This is a genomic window from Lentzea californiensis (assembly GCF_024648825.1).
Classification (GTDB): Bacteria; Actinomycetota; Actinomycetes; order Mycobacteriales; family Pseudonocardiaceae; genus Lentzea; species Lentzea californiensis.
Genome location: NZ_JANBBE010000012.1, coordinates 144,008 through 162,580 on the forward strand (window position 1 = coordinate 144,008; position 18,573 = coordinate 162,580).

At 68.2% G+C, this 18,573-nt stretch carries 16 protein-coding genes; 4 read left to right on the forward strand and 12 right to left on the reverse strand.

What is annotated here, in order from left to right; genetic code table 11:
• Positions 1–97 precede the first annotated feature (97 nt).
• Complete coding sequence (locus tag LX88_RS34145; RefSeq protein WP_258951917.1) at positions 98–1,045, forward strand: serine/threonine-protein kinase; 948 nt, start codon at positions 98–100, stop codon at positions 1,043–1,045.
• Here the strand turns inward: LX88_RS34145 and LX88_RS34150 are convergent.
• Both LX88_RS34150 and LX88_RS34155 read right to left on the reverse strand, forming a co-directional pair.
• Complete coding sequence (locus LX88_RS34150) at positions 951–1,823, reverse strand: DNA-3-methyladenine glycosylase family protein (protein ID WP_258951918.1); 873 nt, start codon at positions 1,821–1,823, stop codon at positions 951–953. The genes LX88_RS34145 and LX88_RS34150 overlap by 95 nt on opposite strands.
• Positions 1,824–1,953: 130 nt before the next feature.
• Positions 1,954–2,667: a response regulator gene (locus LX88_RS34155; RefSeq protein WP_258951919.1), complete on the reverse strand. Its 714-nt coding sequence runs from the start codon at positions 2,665–2,667 to the stop codon at positions 1,954–1,956.
• A 324-nt stretch (positions 2,668–2,991) separates the two neighbouring features.
• Here LX88_RS34155 and LX88_RS34160 point away from each other — a divergent pair, with 324 nt between their 5' ends.
• Positions 2,992–5,277 (forward strand): ATP-binding protein, encoded by a 2,286-nt coding sequence (locus LX88_RS34160; RefSeq protein WP_258951920.1) that lies wholly within the window; start codon positions 2,992–2,994, stop codon positions 5,275–5,277.
• Here the strand turns inward: LX88_RS34160 and LX88_RS34165 are convergent.
• From LX88_RS34165 to LX88_RS34180, 4 genes are read right to left on the reverse strand one after another with little or no spacing between them, the layout of a single operon-like run.
• Positions 5,267–5,938, reverse strand: a complete 672-nt coding sequence (locus tag LX88_RS34165) for an HAD family hydrolase (RefSeq protein ID WP_258951921.1) — start codon at positions 5,936–5,938, stop codon at positions 5,267–5,269. The genes LX88_RS34160 and LX88_RS34165 overlap by 11 nt on opposite strands.
• Positions 5,935–6,591 (reverse strand): 3,4-dihydroxy-2-butanone-4-phosphate synthase, encoded by a 657-nt coding sequence (ribB, locus tag LX88_RS34170; protein WP_258951922.1) that lies wholly within the window; start codon positions 6,589–6,591, stop codon positions 5,935–5,937. The genes LX88_RS34165 and ribB overlap by 4 nt, the downstream gene beginning before the upstream one ends.
• A gap of 41 nt (positions 6,592–6,632) precedes the next feature.
• Positions 6,633–6,812, reverse strand: a complete 180-nt coding sequence (locus tag LX88_RS34175) for a DUF397 domain-containing protein (protein WP_258951923.1) — start codon at positions 6,810–6,812, stop codon at positions 6,633–6,635.
• Positions 6,813–6,825: 13 nt separating this feature from the next.
• Positions 6,826–7,656 (reverse strand): helix-turn-helix domain-containing protein, encoded by an 831-nt coding sequence (locus LX88_RS34180; RefSeq protein WP_258951924.1) that lies wholly within the window; start codon positions 7,654–7,656, stop codon positions 6,826–6,828.
• A gap of 236 nt (positions 7,657–7,892) precedes the next feature.
• Between LX88_RS34180 and LX88_RS34185 the strand changes: the two genes are divergently transcribed.
• Positions 7,893–9,506, forward strand: coding sequence for a glycosyl hydrolase family 18 protein (locus LX88_RS34185; RefSeq protein WP_258951925.1), 1,614 nt, complete (start codon positions 7,893–7,895; stop codon positions 9,504–9,506).
• A 62-nt stretch (positions 9,507–9,568) separates the two neighbouring features.
• Here LX88_RS34185 and LX88_RS34190 read toward each other — a convergent pair whose 3' ends face one another.
• From LX88_RS34190 to recD2, 6 genes are all read right to left on the reverse strand, one after another.
• Positions 9,569–10,633, reverse strand: a complete 1,065-nt coding sequence (locus LX88_RS34190; RefSeq protein WP_258951926.1) for a serine hydrolase domain-containing protein — start codon at positions 10,631–10,633, stop codon at positions 9,569–9,571.
• Between the two features lie 2 nt (positions 10,634–10,635).
• Positions 10,636–11,727 (reverse strand): serine hydrolase domain-containing protein, encoded by a 1,092-nt coding sequence (locus LX88_RS34195; protein WP_258951927.1) that lies wholly within the window; start codon positions 11,725–11,727, stop codon positions 10,636–10,638.
• A gap of 82 nt (positions 11,728–11,809) precedes the next feature.
• Positions 11,810–12,883, reverse strand: coding sequence for a serine hydrolase domain-containing protein (locus LX88_RS34200; RefSeq protein WP_258951928.1), 1,074 nt, complete (start codon positions 12,881–12,883; stop codon positions 11,810–11,812).
• An 80-nt stretch (positions 12,884–12,963) separates the two neighbouring features.
• Positions 12,964–14,046, reverse strand: coding sequence for a serine hydrolase domain-containing protein (locus LX88_RS34205; RefSeq protein WP_258951929.1), 1,083 nt, complete (start codon positions 14,044–14,046; stop codon positions 12,964–12,966).
• Positions 14,047–14,060: 14 nt separating this feature from the next.
• A complete protein-coding gene (locus tag LX88_RS34210; RefSeq protein WP_258951930.1) occupies positions 14,061–15,338 on the reverse strand; it encodes a M14 family zinc carboxypeptidase in 1,278 nt (425 codons plus the stop codon).
• Positions 15,339–15,628: 290 nt separating this feature from the next.
• Complete coding sequence (gene recD2 / locus LX88_RS34215) at positions 15,629–17,800, reverse strand: SF1B family DNA helicase RecD2 (RefSeq protein ID WP_258951931.1); 2,172 nt, start codon at positions 17,798–17,800, stop codon at positions 15,629–15,631.
• An 81-nt stretch (positions 17,801–17,881) separates the two neighbouring features.
• Here recD2 and LX88_RS34220 point away from each other — a divergent pair, with 81 nt between their 5' ends.
• The gene (locus LX88_RS34220; RefSeq protein ID WP_177224566.1) at positions 17,882–18,571 is read left to right on the forward strand and encodes a response regulator transcription factor; all 690 of its coding nucleotides are present in this window, start codon (positions 17,882–17,884) and stop codon (positions 18,569–18,571) included.
• Positions 18,572–18,573: the final 2 nt, after the last annotated feature.

An 18,573-nucleotide genomic window follows, 5' to 3' on the forward strand; every position in this document is an offset into this window, starting at 1 on the left:
TTCACCCGATCGGGATGTCCTGAAACGCTGTTACCGTCGCCTCGCGTACGAGGAAGCGCGGGGTCAGCGAACAGGTGACGGCAGTTAGGCTCCCAGGGTGCTGATCGCCGACCGCTACGAGATCGACGACCTGCCGCTGGGGCGGGGTGGCATGGGTGCCGTGCACAAGGGCCGGGACCTGCGCCTGGATCGGCGCGTCGCGGTCAAGCTGCTGCGGCTGCCCGGCAGCGACGACGAGGTGGCGCAGCGGTTCGCGCGTGAGGCGCGGATCGTCGCCAGACTGGAACACCCCGGAGTGCCCGTGCTGTACGACTTCGGGACGTTCGAGCAGCGCCTCTTCCAGGTCATGCAGTTCGTCGACGGCGTCACGGTCGACGAACTGGTCGGCGAGTTCGGCCCGCTGCCCGAGGCCTGGGCCGCGAACATCGCCGCGCAGACGGCCGCGGTGCTGGCGGCGGCGCACGAACAGGGCATCTGCCACCGGGATCTCAAGCCCACCAACCTGATGCTGTGCCCGGACGGGGCGGTGAAGGTGCTGGACTTCGGCCTCGCGCTGCTACGGGAGAGTGACGTCGCGCCGTTCAGCCGGGCCGGCCAGATCCTCGGCACGCCCTCGTACATGGCGCCGGAGCAGATCCAGCGCGGTACCGCCGAGCCCCGCAGCGACCTGTACGCGCTGGGGTGCGTGCTGCACGAGATGCTGACGGGCGAACAACTCTTCACCGGACCAACGGCTTACGCGGTGTTCGACAAGCACGTCAAGGAGACGCCGCGGCCGGTCGAGGGAGCGCTCGACCCGTTGGTGCAACGGTTGCTGGCCAAGGAACCCGACGGACGGCCGGCGACGGCGCTGGAGGTTTTCGATGCCCTGCACGGGTTCGCGCAGGACCCGCCGGCGTTGCCCGGCTTCGTGCGGGACGGCTCGTCGGCGATGTACTCGAGCGTGCAGGTCAGGCCGGGATTCGGTTCACCTCGTGATCACCGGTCGCCCACAGGTGCTGCACCGCGTACGCACGCCACGGCCGCCACGCCTCCGAACGCCTGACCAGCGCCGCGGGCGTCGACGGCAGTCCCAGGGCCTCCGCGGCCAGCCGGACGCCCAGATCGGTCGGCAGGAACGCGTCGGGATCGCCCAAAGAGCGCATCAGGATCGACTCGACGGTCCACGGACCGAAGCCCGGCAGCGACGAAAGCCATTCGCGCGCAACGGCCCGGTCCGCGCCGGGAGACAGGTCCAAACCGGACTCGAGGGCGCCCAGCAACGCGGCCATCGTGCGGCGGCGGGACTCGGGCATCGCCAGCGCCGCGGGATCGAACGACAGTGGGAACAGGAACAGGTCCCCCACCGGCTTGCCGAAGGCCGTCACGAGGCGTGCTGCGTGCGTGCGCGCGGCCTTCGTCGACACCTGTTGACCCAGCACGGCCCGAATGGCGAACTCCGCGCCGTCGACCGTGCGCGGCACACGGCGCCCAGGAGCAGCCGAAACCAACGGCGCCAAAAGGGGGTCCGCGGACAACGCCGCATCGACCGCTAACGGATCGGCGTCGAGGTCCAGCAGAAACCGGCAAAGGTCTAGAGCACTAGCCGAATCGCGAGAGTCCGACAGTTCCAGCGTGCACTCGACGTGATCCGGGAACGGACGCAAAGACGCGATGCCGAAACCGCAAGTAAGTCGCAAGGTTCGCCGGTAGACACCGTTCCGCCACTCTTCCACTCCGGGCACGGCGGTGGCGATGAGGTGGCCGAACAGGCTGTCGGGCCACAGCGGTGCTTGAAAGTGCAACTGTTCCGAGAACGTGACCGGCGGCATGTCCACCAGCATGACGCCATTCCTACCGAGACGCTGGCGGGAAAGCGACATCATTCCGGACGGGGCCAACCGGGTGACCTGCTTCGCGGCGCGAAAATCCGTGGCTAGGCTGACCGTCGCGCCGTGGCAGCAGTTGTCGGTTTCAGCATGGAAGGGCGGCGTCGCGTGCGATGAGAGCGGCTTGGACGCGGTTGTCGCACCGAAGTTTCGTCAGCAGTCGGCTGACGTGGGCCTTGATAGCCCCTTCTGAGAGGTACATGAGCCGTGCGATCCGTGCATTCGCCATGCCCTGCGCCAGGTACACCAACACTTCCTGCTCGCGTCGAGTGAGCAGGCCGATGCGGCTGCGTGCGGCGTCACGGCGTTCCGAGTCGGCGCCGGTGAAGTGGTCGATCAACGCACGCGTCGCGGACGGCGACAGGATGGCCTCTCCGGCGGCGACGGCGCGCACGGCGTTCACCAACGCGTCGGGTTCGCCGCTCTTGAACAGGAATCCCGCCGCGCCGGCGCGCAACGCGGGGAACAACATCTCCTCGGTCGGCGGCGTGCACAGCATGATCACCTGCGTGCCTGGCACGTGCCTGCGCACCATCCGCACCGCCGCGAGGCCTTCCATGCCGGGCATGGAGGCGTCCATCAGCAGCACCTGCGGACGCTGGCGCCGCGCGAGTTCGAGTGCTCCGCCGCCGTCACCGGCCTCGCCGACCACCACGACGTTGCCGGCGCGTTCCAGCACACCGCGGACTCCCGTGCGGATCAGAACCTCGTCGTCGGCGATGCCGACGGTGATCGTGCGCGGTTTGTCCACCAGTTGCAGACCTGCGCTCGCCCACGAGGTGCTCGTCGTCAACGTCATGCGCACTCCCTGTCAGACCGGACCAGTCACCAGTTTGTTCCCGAACGAGGGCCACGGGAAGGCAGGCATAACGAACAGGTTGCGAACCGTCTCACGCACACGCAGGCGTAACGGGTTGCACGTGCCGGTTCACCGCACACCACCTGCGAAAACGCCGGACCGAGACAGGAACAACCTGCCGTTACGGCTTGACGAGAGGGACTCATGACCAGCGACGGACGTTGCGCGCTTTGCGACGGCACGATGCCTCCCGCCACCTCCGAACAACGCAGGTCCTACTGCTCCAACGCATGCCGCCAGCGGGCGTATCGGCGGCGGGTCACCGTGTCGGCAACGCCCGTCACCAGGCAGAACGTGCGGGTGCTCTCGAACCTGCCCGCCGCGCGCGACACGTTCGTCGGCCGCCAGCAGGAGCTTTCGAAGCTCGACCAGCTCCTGCGCAGGCATCGTCTCGTTACGCTCGTCGGCAGTGCGGGTGCGGGCAAGACGAGGCTCGCGCTGGAGGCCGCCGGAAGGCTGCGACGCGGGAGGACCGACCGGGTCCTGCTCGTCTCGCTGGGCGAGATCACCGCTTCCCGAGACGTCATGCCTGCCCTCGCTGACGCGCTCGGGGTCATCGCCCAGTTCGACGAGCCGTTGCGCGACACCGTGGTCGAGACGCTCGTGAACATGAAAATGCTCGTGGTCCTCGACAACTGCGAGCACCTCCTCGACACGTGCGCCGAGCTCACCGACGTGCTGCTCAACCGCTGCCCCGGTGTCCGGGTGCTCGCGACGTCGCGCGAAGCTCTGTGGATCACCGGTGAGGTCAGTTTCCACGTCGAGGGTTTGCCCGTTCCCTCAACGGATCGGGACGTGGTCACGATGGCGGCGCCGCGCTCGGAGGCCGTGAAGCTGTTCGTGGACAGGGCTCGTGAGCGCAAGCCCGACTTCCGGCTGACCCTCGACGACACCGCCGCGGTCGCCCTGTTGTGCGCACGGCTGGAAGGCATGCCGCTCGCGATCGAACTGGCGGCGCGCTGGGTGCAGTTGCTGCCGGTCGCGGCCATCTGCGACCGCATGGACGAGCCGCTGGAACTGCTGACGCTGGGCTGCCGCAAGTCGCCGTCGCGCCAGAGTTCGCTGCGCGAGGCCATCGACTGGAGCTACCAGCTGCTGCAGCCGGACGAGCAGTTCGCGCTGCGGCGGCTTTCCGTGTTCGACGGCGGGTTCGACCTGGCCGCGGCCAACGAGGTCTGCTCGTCGGAACGCTCCGCGGAACCCGTGCTGGACGTGCTGTCGCGGCTGCAGGCGAAGTCGTTGCTGGCGGCCATCCCGGGCACCACGAGGTTTCGCCAGCTGGAGACGGTTCGGTTGCACGCCAGGGAGAAGCTGCTGGCGGCCGGTGAGCTGGACGTCGCCTACGAGGCGCTGGCCCGCTGGTTCACGGACCTGTCGGACGTGCTGATCACCGCGCCGCTGTCGATGCCCGCGGACGTGCAGCACAAGCTCGACAACCACGTCGACAGCCTGCTCGGCACCGTCGAGTGGGCGGCCGATCGCGCCGACGAACGGTTGCTGCTGCTCACCGCGGCCCTGGCGGACTGCACCGCGCGACGCGGACTGCTCGGCCAGGCACGGATGATGCTGCGGGACGCGCTGCGGCGACCGTCCACCCGGGACGACTACCGCTGCGTGGCGCTGAACCACGCCGCCCGTTTCGCGGCAGGGCAGGGTGATCACGCCGAGGCCGCCGAACTCTCCGCCGAGGCGTCGCGGCTGGTCAGGGACATCGGGCAGCCCGCGCTGGTGATGAGCAGCCGCAGCACGCTGGCGGCCGTTCAGCAGTCGTCGGGCGAATGGGAGGCGTCGGTCGAGAACAACACCGAGTGCTTGCGCGTCGCGGAACTGCTGGGCGAGCCGCTCGCGCGTGCGACGGCGTTGGTCGATCTCGCGCGCACGGCGTTGTCGCTGGGCAAGCACGAACGCGCCGAGAAGAACGTCATGTCCGCGTTGCCGATCTCGCGCGCGTCGGGCGTTCCCGCGCGCATCGCCTCCGCTCTCAACACACGCGGCGCCGTCTCGCTGGTGCAGGGCGACCTGGACGAGGCCACCCATGCCTTCCAGGAGGCGCTGCGGATGGACGGCCTCAACCCGTTGACCGCTCCTGACGCCCTGGAAGGCCTCGCCGTGGTCGCGTTGACGCGCGGTCAGGCCGAGCGCGCGCTACGGCTGGAAGCGACCGGACGGGCCATGCGCCGGTCTGTCGGTGTGGTGCCGAACCCGTTCTGGGCGGAGAAGGTCGCCGGTGCCATGCGAACCGCACGGCTGATGCTGCCCGTCGCGCGCGCAGAGGCCGCGGCCACCCCGTTGACCGCCGCCGACACCGAGGCGTTCATCCAGGACGAGGTGTGGCTGGACCGCACCGAGGCGGCGTTCGACTCGCTCGACGACCACGAGCGGCGGGTGGTCGCGTTGCTGGCGAGCGGGCTCACGAACCAGCAGATCGCGAACCGGCTCAACGTGTCCGTGCGGACCGTGGCCTCCCGGCTGCAGCGGCTGCGGGACAAGCTGGGGCTGCAGAGCCGGGAGGACATCGCGGCCTGGGGTGCGGAGCGCGCTATCGGCTGAGCGCGTAGACCTCCACCCACAGCCGGCAGATCTCCTTGGCCGCGACGCGGGCGTCGGACGCCGTGCACGCCGCCAGTTCCAGCACCTCGGAGTCGCGGGCCGTGGCGGCGCTGGGAATCGCGAGCACCGTCATCCCGGCCGCGTGCGCCGAACGGATGCCCGATGCCGAATCCTCGACCGCGAGGACGTTCACGGGATCAAGGCCGAGCTTGCGCGCGGCGAGCAGGTACGGGTCGGGCGCGGGCTTGCCGTTCACGACGTCGTCACCCGTCACGATCGCCTCGACGTGCCTGCGCAGTCCGGACGCCGACGCGGCGGCCCGCACGTACCTGCGCGGCGACGCCGACACCAGCCCGACCGGCCCGAGTTCCGCCGCCAGTGCAACGAGATCCGCCGCGCCGGGCAGCAATCCGAACGTGCCGCGCGCGATCGCGTCGACCATGCCGTCCACGCACTCGGACGCCGCGCGCTCCGGCGTGAGGCCGCGGCACCGTTCGGCGAGGTAGGCACTCCAGGTCGAGGTGCCCTGGATCGCCGTCCAGTCGGCGTGGGTCCAGCGGTGGTCGTGGCGGGCCGCGACCGTGCCGATCACCCGGTTCCACGTCGCCGCACTGTCGACGAGGGTCTCGTCGAGGTCGAAAACCGTCGCGAGCAGCGTCATCGTGCGACCACGCTCTCCGACACCAACGCCGCGAGCTGCTCGATGGACACCAGTTTCAGCCAGTGCCTGTCCGCGAATGCCCTGAGCTGCGGCAACCGCGCGACACCGCCGTCCTCGTCGCACACCTCGCTGATCACGGCGACCGGTTCGAACCCGGCCAGCCGCATCAGCTCGACGGCGGCCTCGGTGTGCCCGCGCCGTTCGCTCAGCCCACCTGCCCTGGCGCGCAACGGGAACACGTGCCCTGGCCGGCGCACGTCCTGCGGCGTGCTCGACGGATCAGCGAGGACGCGCAGCGTGCGGGCCCGGTCGGCGGCGGAGATACCGGACGCGATGCCGTTCGTGACGTCGACCGAGACCGTGTAGGCGGTGCCTTCGGGGTCCTCGTTGTCCTGGACCATCAACGGCAGCCGCATCCGGTCGGCGACCTCGGCAGACACCGGCGCGCAGATCAGCCCGCTCGTGTGCCGCACGTAGAACGCCAGCGCCTGCTGGGTGGCGTGCTCGGCGGCCATGATCAGGTCGCCTTCGTTCTCCCGGTCCTCGTCGTCGACCACGAGCACCGGGCGGCCCGCGCGCAGGTCGGCGATGGCCGCCTGGACCGAGTCGAGGCCTGGTGTGCGTTTTGCCTGTTCAGGAACGGTGAGGTTCACGTCCTCATCGTTGGGAACCGGCGGTGGTGACGCTCGGCGGACTAGTCGGTTTGACCCGAACGTGCGAACTTCCCGGCCTTCACGGAGAGCAGGAACGCGGACCACGAGCCGGGCTCGACGGCGAGGTGGGTGGCGGGCGCCTTGCTGTCACGGATGCCGATGCCAAGACCGACCTCGACACAGTCCATCGCGTTCGCGCTGTAGCTGCTCTTGCGCCACATGACAGGCGCCTCCTCAAGTTGCGTACTTGGAGATCCTCTCTCGCGATTCTTCCGCATTCAGCGCGATCCGATCGAGAGCCTTGAGAACGTCCTGGTAGCCGGTGACAGCAGTCCGACCCTCGATGACCAGGCTTGAGTTCTCCGCTTCCACGAAGACGACCGGCTCGATCCTGTCGAACTCCATCAACGTGAACGGGCCGGCCAGGCCTGCGTGAGCACCAGCGTCGGTCGGCACGATCCTGATGTCGATGTACGGCCGCACCCACATCTCCAGCAGATGATGCAGCTGCGCGCGCAACGCATCCGGACCGCCCACAGGCAACTGGAGTGCCTGCTCATGGAGGTAGAACACGCAGTCAAGACGCTGCCGGAACACCTCTTGCATGGCCAGACGTGCGACCACGCGTTCCTCGATCTCCTTGACAGGGATCTTGTCGGTCGCCAGGCAGACCGCACGGATGTAGTCAGGCAGCTGAAGCAGTCCGGCCACGGCCAGCGGCGACCAGCCGACGAACTTCTTGGCCTTCTTGAGGTGTTCCGTGAGGGTGCGAGGGCGAACCGGCTGCGTGGCTCCGTGCTGCTGCCACCAGTCCTTCATGTCTGTCTTGCGGAAGACGGCCAACAGGTGCTCCCGCTCTTCTGGCGGTGTGCGGCAGAAGCCGAGCAGGACGGCCAGGTCCACCTCTGAGCAGCCGCCCTTGCCGTTGACGAGGTCGGACAACTTCCCAGGGTCCCAGTCGATCTTCTCGCAGATCTCGCGCGCGGTCATGCCCGTGGCGGACAGCGCGGCCCGTACCGCGTCGCCGAACTCGCGCCCGCGCGCCGTGGAGAAACGCTTTGGCATGGAACGAAGTTAGGGCCGACCGTCCTCTTTGTGCAGTGGCTCAGGCGAAACTCGACCCGAAGGGAGTTCGTCTCGGAACCCCTCCAATGGTTAACCAACTAGACCGAAACGGGACACCCCGGGCCTACTAAACCGTTTTCGGGCTGCTCCATTCGAGTGACGGCAGAGGTCTAGACCTTGACCTTCCAGTGGTCTGGACCACATCGTTCCGGTACCCCCTGCGTCTGAGGAGACCGATGTCCAAGTCCCGATGGCATCTAGCTGCTCTCTTCGCGGCCGTTGCCGCGATGGTCCTCGGAATCGTCGTCGTGCCCGCTGCCAGCGGTGCCGGTGGCGTTTCCGCCACGTTCTCGAAGGGTTCCGACTGGGGAACCGGCTTCGAAGGCAAATACACGATCAAGAACAACAGCGCGTCGGCCCTGACGTCGTGGACCGTCGAGTTCACGATGCCGGCGAACCACAAGGTCACCTCGCTGTGGGACGGCTCGTACACGACGAGCGGTCAGACCGTCACGGTCAAGAACACCTGGAACGGCAGCATCGGTGTCGGCGGGTCGGTGAGCTTCGGCTTCAACGGCTCCTACTCCGGCACGTTCGGCGCGCCGACCAACTGCAAGCTCAACGGTGGCTCGTGTGAGGCCGGCGGGACCAACCCGACGACCACCACGACTACGTCCACGACTACGACGACCACCACCACGACGACGACCACGACTGGTCCGCCGCCGCCTCCCGGGAAGATTAACCTGGGCTACTTCGCGGAGTGGGGTGTGTACCCGGCGCGCAACTACCAGGTGAAGAACATCGACACCTCGGGTTCGGCGTCGAAGCTCACGCACATCAACTACGCGTTCGGCAACGTGACCGGCGGCAAGTGCACCATCGGCGAGACCTTCCCCGCCATCGAGAAGTCGATGACGGCGGCGGAGAGCGTCGACGGCGTCGCTGACGTGTGGGACGCGCCGGTGCGCGGCAACTTCAACCAGCTGCTCAAGCTGAAGAAGAAGTACCCGCACCTCAAGGTGCTGTACTCCTTCGGTGGCTGGACCTGGTCCGGTGGCTTCGGCGATGCCTCGAAGGACCTGAACACGTTCGTGAACTCCTGCTACGACCTGTTGAAGGACCCGCGCTGGGCGGGCCTGTTCGACGGCATCGACATCGACTGGGAGTACCCGAACGCCTGTGGCCTGACGTGCGACGCGAGTGGTGCGGCCGCGTTCAAGAACATGGCGGAGGCGCTGCGCAAGAAGTTCGGCCAGAACTTCCTCGTCACCGCTGCGATCACGGCTGACGGTTCCGCCGGCGGCAAGATCGACGCCGCCGACTACGGCCCCGCAGCGGCGTTCCTCGACTGGTACAACGTCATGACGTACGACTACTTCGGTGGATGGGCGGCTCAGGGCCCGACGGCTCCGCACTCCCCGCTGACCTCGTACAGCGGCATCCCGACCGCCGGCTTCAACTCCGAGGCCGCGATCTCGAAGCTGCGTTCCAAGGGCGTTCCGGCCAGCAAGCTCCTGCTCGGCATCGGCTTCTACGGCCGCGGCTGGACCGGCGTGACGCAGGCTGCCCCCGGTGGCACGGCGACGGGTCCGGCTCCGGGCACCTTCGAGGCGGGCATCGAGGACTACAAGGTCCTGAAGACCAAGTGCCCCGCCACCGGCACCATCGCCGGCACGGCCTACGCGTTCTGCAACGGCCAGTGGTGGAGCTACGACACCCCGCAGACGATCACCAGCAAGATCCAGTGGGCACGCGGCCAGGGTCTCGGCGGCGCGTTCTTCTGGGAGCTCAACGGTGACACCGCGAACGGTGAGTTGATCACAGCGATGAAGAACGCCCTCGGGTAGTCCTTCTCAACGCCGGGAGGGGAGCTGGGTCAACCCAGCTCCCCTTTTGTTTTGCCCGAAAATCAGCAGAAGACGTGGTCCAGCAGCCTGCGGTAGCCGTCGCCGGGGGTACCGCCATCGGCGGCCTCGGTGAGGGACAGTTCGAGGCGCTTGCCTTCCGGCGTGCCGACCATCATCGTCCCGTAGCCGTGGATCTGGCCGTCGTGGCCGTAGACCTTCGTGCCGCAGGGCAACGACGCGACCGCGACACCCAGGCCGTAGCCGGGGCTCACCGTTGTCGTCTTCGTAAGTTCCTTCTGCTGCAACGGTTCGAGCAGCTTTCCGGCCAGCAGGGCCGTCAGGAACGTGTCCAGGTCGCGGGTCGTCGAGATCATCTCCCCCGCCGCCCCGCCCCACGACGGGTTGAGCCGCGTGACGTCAACAGGTTTGCCGGAGGCATCGGGGAAGTAGCCGTGCGCGTGCGGGCCGGGCACCTCCACCGAGTTCCTGGGCAGCACGGTGTCCCTGAGCCGCAACGGCTTGAGGATCCGCTGCTCGACGGCCTGCTGGAACGGCCTGCCGGTGACTTCCTCGACCAGCAGACCCGCCACGACGTAGTTCGTGTTGGAGTAGTTCCAACTCGTGCCGGGCTCGAAGTCAAGCGGCTTGCTCGTGGCGATCGCGAGCAGCTCCTGAGGCTTCCACGTCCTGAAGCGGATCGACGGGAACCCTGCCGGGTCCAGCGGCATCGAGTCCGTGTAGTTGTGGAGGCCGCTGGTGTGCTGCAACAACTGGCGGACGGTGATGCGGTCGTCGACCAGACCTGGCAGGTAGCGGACGACCGGCGCGTCCAGACCGACCTTCCCCTCCCCCGCGAGTTGCAGGACCACGGTCGACACGAACGGCTTGGTGACGCTGCCGATGCGAAAGGTTCCGTTGTGCGGCACGGGTTTCCGGGAACCCAGCTCGGCGACGCCGGAGCGGACGGTGTCACGTCCGTTGATCCGCGCCTGGATGCCCAGTGCGCCACCGGACGTCGTGAGCTGGTCGATGATCTCCTGCACGGCACCCTGCCGGGCCGGTGCCGCCGAAGCGACACCGGCCGTGGCGAGCAGGGTGACCGCGGTGAGTGCGGCTACGAGTTTCATGATCAGCAGAAGACCTCGGTGAGGAGCTTGGTGAAGGCGCCACCGGGGTTGCCTTCGGTGGGGCCACTGGTGGCGTTGAGCTCGAACCGCTTCTTGCTGTCAGGCGTGGTCATCATCTCCGAGGAGTAACCGGGGATGCCGCCGCCGTGACCCCACACCTTGGTGCCGCACGGCAGCGTCTGCACCTGCAGGCCGAGTCCGTACTCGGGGCTCACGGCCGTGGTCTTGCTGATCTCCTGCTGCTGCGCGGGCTTGAGCAGCTTGCCGCTCGACAGGGCGGTGACGAACGTGTCGAGGTCACGGGTCGTGGAGATCATCTCACCGGCGGCCCAGGCCACCGACGGGTTCAAGCGGGTGATCTCGGACGGCTTGCCCGCCACGGTCCAGTAGGCGCGCGCGTGCGGGCCGCTGATGCCGACCTTGCCGCCCGGCACCTCGGTGTCGTTGAGGCGCAACGGCTTCAGGATCCGCTGCTCGACGGCCTTCTCGTACGGATTGCCGGTGATCTTCTCGATCAGCAGGCCGGCGACGACGTAGTTCGTGTTGGAGTAGTTCCACTGCGTACCGGGCTCGAAGTCGAGCGGCTTGCTCGTGGAGAGCGCGAGGAGCTCCTGCGGTGACCAGTTCTTGTAGCGGATCTGCTCGAACTCGTCCGGGCTGAGCGGCAACGCGTTGGTGTAGTTGAAGAGACCGCTCGTGTGCTGCAGCACCTGGCGGACGGTGATGCGGCCGTCGATCAGGCCGGGCAGGTAGCGGACGACCGGTGCGTCCAGGTCGACCTTCCCCTCCCCCGCGAGCTGCAACGTCACCGTCGACACGAACGTCTTGGTGATGCTGCCGACGCGGTACCTGCCGTTCTGCGGCACCGGCCTGTCGCTGTTCAGTTCGGCCGTGCCGGAGCCGGCGGTGAACCGCTGCCGCCCGTCCGTGACCCTGGCCTGCACGCCCAGAGCCGCCCCGCTCTGCGTGATCTGGTCCAGAGCCTGCTGGACGACCTTGCGGTCGACGCTCGACGTGTCCGCCGACGCGACGCCCACCGTGGTCAGAGCCAGCAGGCTCGTCGCGGTGACTGTGGCTACCAATCGAATCCCCATGCTCACACCCTGTCGAGGCGAGGTGTCAGCGCGCATCCACCTTCAGTCGTACGAAGGCCCTAGGGGTTTTGCTGAGAAAACGTCAACAGAAGACGGCGTTCATGATCTTGTCGTAGCCCTCGCCGGGGTTGCCCTGGTCAGGTCCGGTGGTGGCGCTCAGCGTCATGCGCTTGCGGGTGTCCGTGCTGGTGGCCATGGACGACAGGTAGCCGGGCGTGCCGCCGTTGTGCCCCACGACGGTGGTCCCGCAGCTCAGGACCTCGACCTCCAGGCCCAGGCCGTAGTTCGGGCTGATGGCCGTGGTCTTGAGGAGTTCGCGCTGTTGGGCGGGCTTGAGCAGCTTGCCGTCGATGAGCGCGTCGACGAACGTGTCGAGGTCCTTCGTCGTCGACACCACGTGGCCGGCCACCCAGGCGACGGAAGGGTTGAAACGCGTGATGTCGGACGGCTCGCCGTTGTAGCGCCAGTAGCCGTGCGCGTGAGGGCCGCGGATGTTCACGTCGCTGGTCGGCAGGTCGGTGTCGCTCAGCCGGAGCGGTGCGAGGATGCGCCGCTTGACCTGGTGCTCGAAGCTCCTGCCTGTGAGCTTCTCGATCAGCAGGCCGACGACGACGTAGTTCGTGTTGGAGTAGCTGAACCGCGTGCCCGGCTCGAAGTCCAGCGGCCTGCCGGTGGCGATCCGGACGATCTCCGCCGGCGTCCAGTGCCGGTACCGGATCGGCTCGAACACGTCCGGCTCCAGCTGCACGGTGTCGGTGAAGTTGTAGAGGCCGCTGGTGTGCTGGAGCAGGTCGCGGACGGTGATGCGGCTGTCCACCAGGCCCGGCAGGTAGCGCTCGACCGGCGCGTCCAGCACGACCTCGCCCTCACCGGCGAGCTGGAGCACGACGGTGGAGGCGAAGGTCTTCGTGATGCTGCCCGCGCGGAACTTCCCGTTGAGCGGAACGGGCTTGGCCGTGTTCAGCTGCGCCACGCCGGAACGGGCGGTGAACTGCTCCTTCCCGCTGGTGACGCGGATCTGGGTGCCGAGCGTGCCGGCCCTGATCCAGTCGTCCAGGCCTTCCTGGACGATCTTGCGATCGGTACTCGCGAGCGCGGTGCCGCCGGTGACGAGCAGGCAGGCCGCGGTCAGGGCGGCGATGGTCTTGATCCCCATGCCCGCACCCTGCCGCAGCCCCGCGTGCTCTTACATCAGACCAGGGGCCGAGGCGGCCTAAGGGGTTTCCCTGACGCCGTTCAGCAGAAGATCTCGTTGATCAGCTTCTCGAATGCCGGGTTCGGGTCACCCGTGCCGACGCCGGTGGAGATGGAGAGCTCCGCGCGGCGCTTCAGGTCCGGCGTCGAGTAGGCGTAGCTCGCGAAGCCCGGCACACCGCCGGGGTGGCCGATGATCGTGGTGCCGCACGGGGCCTTCTCCACGAACACGCCGAGGCCGTAGTCGGTGCTCACTGCGGTCGTCTTGGTGAGTTCGGCCTGCTGGGCGGGCTTGAGGAGCTTGCCGGTGAGCAGCGCTGCGTAGAAGGTGTCGAGGTCCTTGGTGGTCGTGATGACGTCACCGACGGCCCAGAACACGGACGGGTTCCAGCGCGTGGTGTCGACCGGCTGCCCGTTCACGATCCCGTACGAGTGGGCGTGCGGACCGCGGATCTCCGGGTCATTGCCCGGGAACGTGGTCTCGTCGAGGTGCAACGGCTTCAGGACGCGTTGTGCGACGACCTGCTCGTACTTCCTGCCGGTGACCTTCTCGATCAGCATGCCGAGGATGACGTAGTTGGTGTTGTTGTACTCCCACCGCGTGCCGGGCTCGAAGTCGAGCGGCTTGCTCGTGGAGATCGCGACGAGCTCCTCCGGCTGCCACCGCTTGAACCGGATCGCCTCGAAGCCCTGCGGGTCGAACGGGAGCTCGTTGGTGTAGTTGAAGAGCCCGCCGGTCATCTGGAGCAGCTGGCGGACGGTGATCCGCTGGTCGATCAAGCCGGGCAGGTACCGGTCGGCGGGAGCGTCCAGCGAGATCCTGCCCTCGCCGGCGAGCTGCAGCGTGACGGTGGAGGTGAAGGACTTGGTGATGCTGCCCGCGCGGAACCGGCCGTTGAGCGGGACCGGGCGCGGGTTGTTCATCTCGGCGGTGCCGGAACGCGCGGTGAAGCGGTTGCGGCCGTCCGTGACGCGCAGTTGGGTGCCCTGCGCGGTGCCCGTCGCGGCGAGCTCGTCCAGCCCCTCCTGGACGATCCTGCGGTCGACCTGGGTGTCGTCTGCGACCGCCGTACCGGTGAAGAGCAGGCTGAACGCGGCAAGAGTTGCGAGTAAGCGTGTCCCCATGCCTCCACAATGCGTCAGTACGGGCGTTTTGCTGCATTCATGGCCGAAACGAGCATGGGACGCACTTTCGGCCAATGCACGTCCTGCTGGCACGAGAACGGCGGCAGGAAGCCACCGCAGCGGCCCGATCCCGCGCCGATCTCCCAGACGAAGCTCGGCACGCCCAGGTCGTCGTACACCCAGTCGTCGGTCGCGCCGGACGCGTTGTAGAGCAGCTCGCCCGGCTGGCCCGCGGCGAAACCGGACAGCGCCGCCTGGTCGTTCGCCATCTTGCGCAGGGCGGCGTCGTTGCCCGTCTTCTGCGTGCTCCAGCCCCACGGGAAGAGCACGTAGTCGCCGAAGCTGTGCATGGAGATCACGGCGCCGGTCGTGTCGGCGGAGGCCGCCGCGGTGTCGCTCGGCGCGCGGGTGTCGCGGTAGAGCTTGCGCCACAACGACTCCAGCGCCTGCACCTCCACCTCCGAGTCGGCGCGCGGGCCCTGGTAGGTCTCGCTGCACTTGTTCGCGGACGAGCCGACCTCGCCCCAGTGCGAGCCCGCGTTGCGGTTGAGGTCGACGCCGCGCGGGCCTGAGGTGCACGTGCCGTTCGCGTTCTTGCGGTGCAGCACGGGCGTGTCGCCGCCGGACTCGACGATCTCGACGCCGTCCGGGTTCGCGATCGGGACGACCCAGACCTCCAGGTCACCGAGCTTCGCGGTGAGGTCGGAGCCGACCAGGTCGTCGATGAACCGCCACGCCATGTCGCCGGTGGTGATCTCGCGGGCGTGCAGCTGGCCCATGACGAACAAGCGCGGTTTCGGCGCGGTGGGCGTCAGCGCGCAGTCACCTGGGCTCTTGCGGGTGATGCAGATGGCCTTCAGGTCGTGTCCGCCGCCGCCCTGGGTCTTGCGCCAGGAGTCGCCGTAGTCGACGACCGTGGCGAGGTCGGGGTGCGCCCGGGCGACCTCGTTCAGGTGGGCGAGCTGCGCGGTCACGGTCCGGTAGCCGCCGTAGTAGGTCGCGTCACCGAGCGAGCGCGGTGCCCTTTGGGTCGGGGGCATCGCCGTCTCGACAGTGGACGGGAAACCGTCCCCACGGAGCTTCTGCGAGGTCTGCGGATCGCCGACGACGAACAGGTCGGCGCCGTCGCGCTGCTCCAGCACGTCGTAACCGAGGCCCAGCAACCGTTGTGCGGAATCACCCATCGGTGCGGGCACGCGCAGCACGTATGTCGCTTGTGGACCCTTCGCTGGAGCCGGGGCAGGACTGAACAGGAGGGCCAGGCAGGCGAGCAGGGCGACGGCGGTCCGCATGATCACCGATCATCGACCGTTCCGCCGGGCGCCGCCAGTCGGTTCGACCGACCGGATGATTACCGTCCGGTTTTTGGGACACCGGAAGCGGCCGCTTGGCGCGCTGTGACGAAAATCAATAACATCCCGCCTGGCATCGGTGCAGTTGTCGTGCGGAAGCGGGAGCGCAAGCCATGGATCACCTTTACAACGACGGTGTCGCCGAGTTCTCGTTTCCCTGGCGCGGTTCTCCCGCGGACGACGACGAGGGCCTGGAGCCGATCATCGTGCGCAGCTTGGACTGACGAAACTCAGAACGCCTGCGAGGTCCTCAGCCGGTGGGCCAGCGCCGTGTGGCGGCGGCCCGCGCCGACGGTGCGCACGGCCTGGCCGATGGCTCGCTTGCTGCCCACGAGCACCACGAGCTTCTTGGCGCGCGTGACGGCGGTGTAGAGCAGGTTCCGTTGCAGCATCATCCACGCGCTGGTCGTGATCGGGATGACCACGCACGGGTACTCGCTGCCCTGTGAGCGGTGGATGGTCATGGCGTAGGCGTGGCTGAGCTCGTCCAGTTCGGAGAACTCGTAGTCGACTTCCTCGTCCTCGTCGGTGCGGATCGTCAGCTTCTGCTCGACGGGGTCGAGCGCGATGACGACGCCCAGGGTGCCGTTGAAGACGCCGTTCTTGCCCTTGTCGTAGTTGTTGCGGATCTGGGTGACCTTGTCGCCGAGCTTGAACACCCTGCCGCCGAAGCGCTTCTCCGGCAGGTTGTCGCGCGAGGGCGTGAGGGCTTCCTGGAGCACCGTGTTGAGCGCGCCCGCGCCGGCCGGGCCGCGGTGCATCGGGGCGAGGACCTGGATGTCCTTGCGCGGGTCGAGGCGGAACTTGCGCGGGATGCGGTTCGCGACGACGTCGACGGTCAGCGTGGCCGCGTCCTCGGCCTCGTCGGCGCTGAAGAGGAAGAAGTCCGGGAGCCCCTGGACGATCGGGTAGTCGCCGCTGTTGATGCGGTGGGCGTTCGTGACCACTCCGGACTCCTGGGCCTGGCGGAAGATGTGCGTCAGGCGGACGTTCGGGATCGGGCTCCCCTCCGCCAGCACGTCCCTGAGCACCTCCCCCGCGCCGACGGACGGCAGCTGGTCGACGTCGCCGACCAGGAGGAGGTGCGCGCCGGGCGGGACGGCCTTCACGAGTTTGTTGGCCAGCAACAGGTCCAGCATCGAAGCTTCGTCCACGACCACCAGGTCGGCGTCGAGCGGGTGGTCGCGGTCGTACGCCGCGTCACCGCCGGGCTTGAGCTCGAGCAGGCGGTGGACGGTGCGGGCCTCGTGGCCGGTCAGCTCGGCGAGGCGTTTCGCGGCGCGTCCGGTGGGGGCGACCAGGACGACCTTGGCGCGTTTCGCCTTGGCCAGGCGGACGATCGAGCGGACCGTGAAGCTCTTGCCGCAGCCGGGGCCGCCGGTCAGCACCGCGACCTTCTGTGTCAGGGCCAGCCTGACCGCCGCCGCCTGGTGTTCCTCGAGGTCGGTGCCGAGCCAGGCGAGGGCCTTGTCCCAGTCGACGCCTGCGAAGCTCGGCATGCGGTCGGTGTCGGCGTGCAGCAGGCGTTTGAGCTGCGCCGCCATCGAGATCTCGGCGCGGTGGAACGGGACCAGGTAGACGGCGATCTCGTCGTCCGGCAGTTCCTCGCGGACGACGCCCTCCTCCTCGACGAGCTCCGCCAGGCAGTCGATGACCAGGCCGGTGTCGACCTGGAGGATCTTGATGGCCTCCGCGATGAGGGCCTGTTCCGGCAGGTAGCAGTTGCCGTCGGTGGTGGCCTCGGAGAGCGTGAACTGCAGGCCCGCCTTGACGCGTTGCGGGCTGTCGTGCGGGATGCCGACGGCCTTCGCGATCACGTCGGCGGTCTTGAAGCCGATGCCCCAGACGTCGCTCGCGAGCCGGTACGGCTCCTCCCGGACGACCTCGATGGCCTTGTCCCCGTACTGCTTGTAGACGCGGACGGCGAGGCTCGTGGAGACACCGACGCCCTGCAGGAAGACCATGACCTCCTTGATGGCCTTCTGCTCCTCCCAGGCGTTCGCGATGAGCTTCGTGCGCTTGGGACCGAGCTTCGGGACCTCGATGAGGCGTTCCGGGGAGTGCTCGATGACGTCCAGGGCGTCCACGCCGAAGTGGGTGACGATCTTGTCCGCCAGCACCGGGCCGATGCCCTTGATCAGGCCGGAGCCGAGGTAGCGGCGGATGCCCTGGATCGTCGCGGGCAGGATCGTCGTGTAGTCGTCGACGTGGAACTGCTTGCCGTACTGCGGGTGCGAGCCCCAGGTGCCGCGCATGCGGATCGACTCGCCGGGTTGCGCGCCGAGCAGCGCGCCGACGACCGTGACCAGGTCACCGCGGCCGGTGTCGACCTTCGCGACGGTGTAGCCGTTGTCCTCGTTGGCGTAGGTGATCCTCTCCAGGACCGCTTCGAGGACGTTCATGCCGAGAACCTACAAGCTTCTGCACACGATCTTCACAACTTGTCCCGGCGTCCTCCACGACATACCCATAAAGTCGCCGTCATGACAGGTCAGCGCAGGGTGCTCGTCGTGGAGGACGACATCACGATCGCCGAGTCCGTGGCCGTGCGGCTGCGGGCCGAGGGGTTCGGGGTGGCGGTGGCCCACGACGGGCCGTCCGGGGTCGCCCAGGCGGCCGCGTTCCTCCCTGACCTGGTCGTTCTCGACGTGATGCTGCCGGGGTTCGACGGGCTCGAGGTGTGCCGGCGGATCCAGGCGTCGCGTTCGGTGCCGGTGCTGATGCTGACCGCGCGGGGGGACGAGACCGATCTGCTGGTCGGGCTCGCCGTGGGGGCGGACGACTACCTGACCAAGCCGTTCTCGATGCGCGAACTGGCGGCACGGGTGCACGTGCTGCTGCGGCGGGTGTCGCGGGCGGCGTCGACGCAGTCGATGGAGCTGGGTGACCTGCTGATCGACCTGGCCTCACGGCGGGTGTCACGCTCCGGGGTCGAGGCCCACCTGACGCCCACCGAGTACGACCTGCTGGTGTTCCTGGCCGAGCGGCCGTCCGCCGTGCAGGCCAGGGAACGGTTGCTGGCCGAGGCGTGCGGGTGGCACGAGGGAGCGTCGTCGCGGACGGTCGACAGCCACGTGAAGGCGCTGCGGCGCAAGCTCGGGGCCGACCTGATCAGGACCGTGCACGGCGTGGGGTACGCGCTGGAAGTACCCGCCAAGAAGGTGTCTTCGTGAGG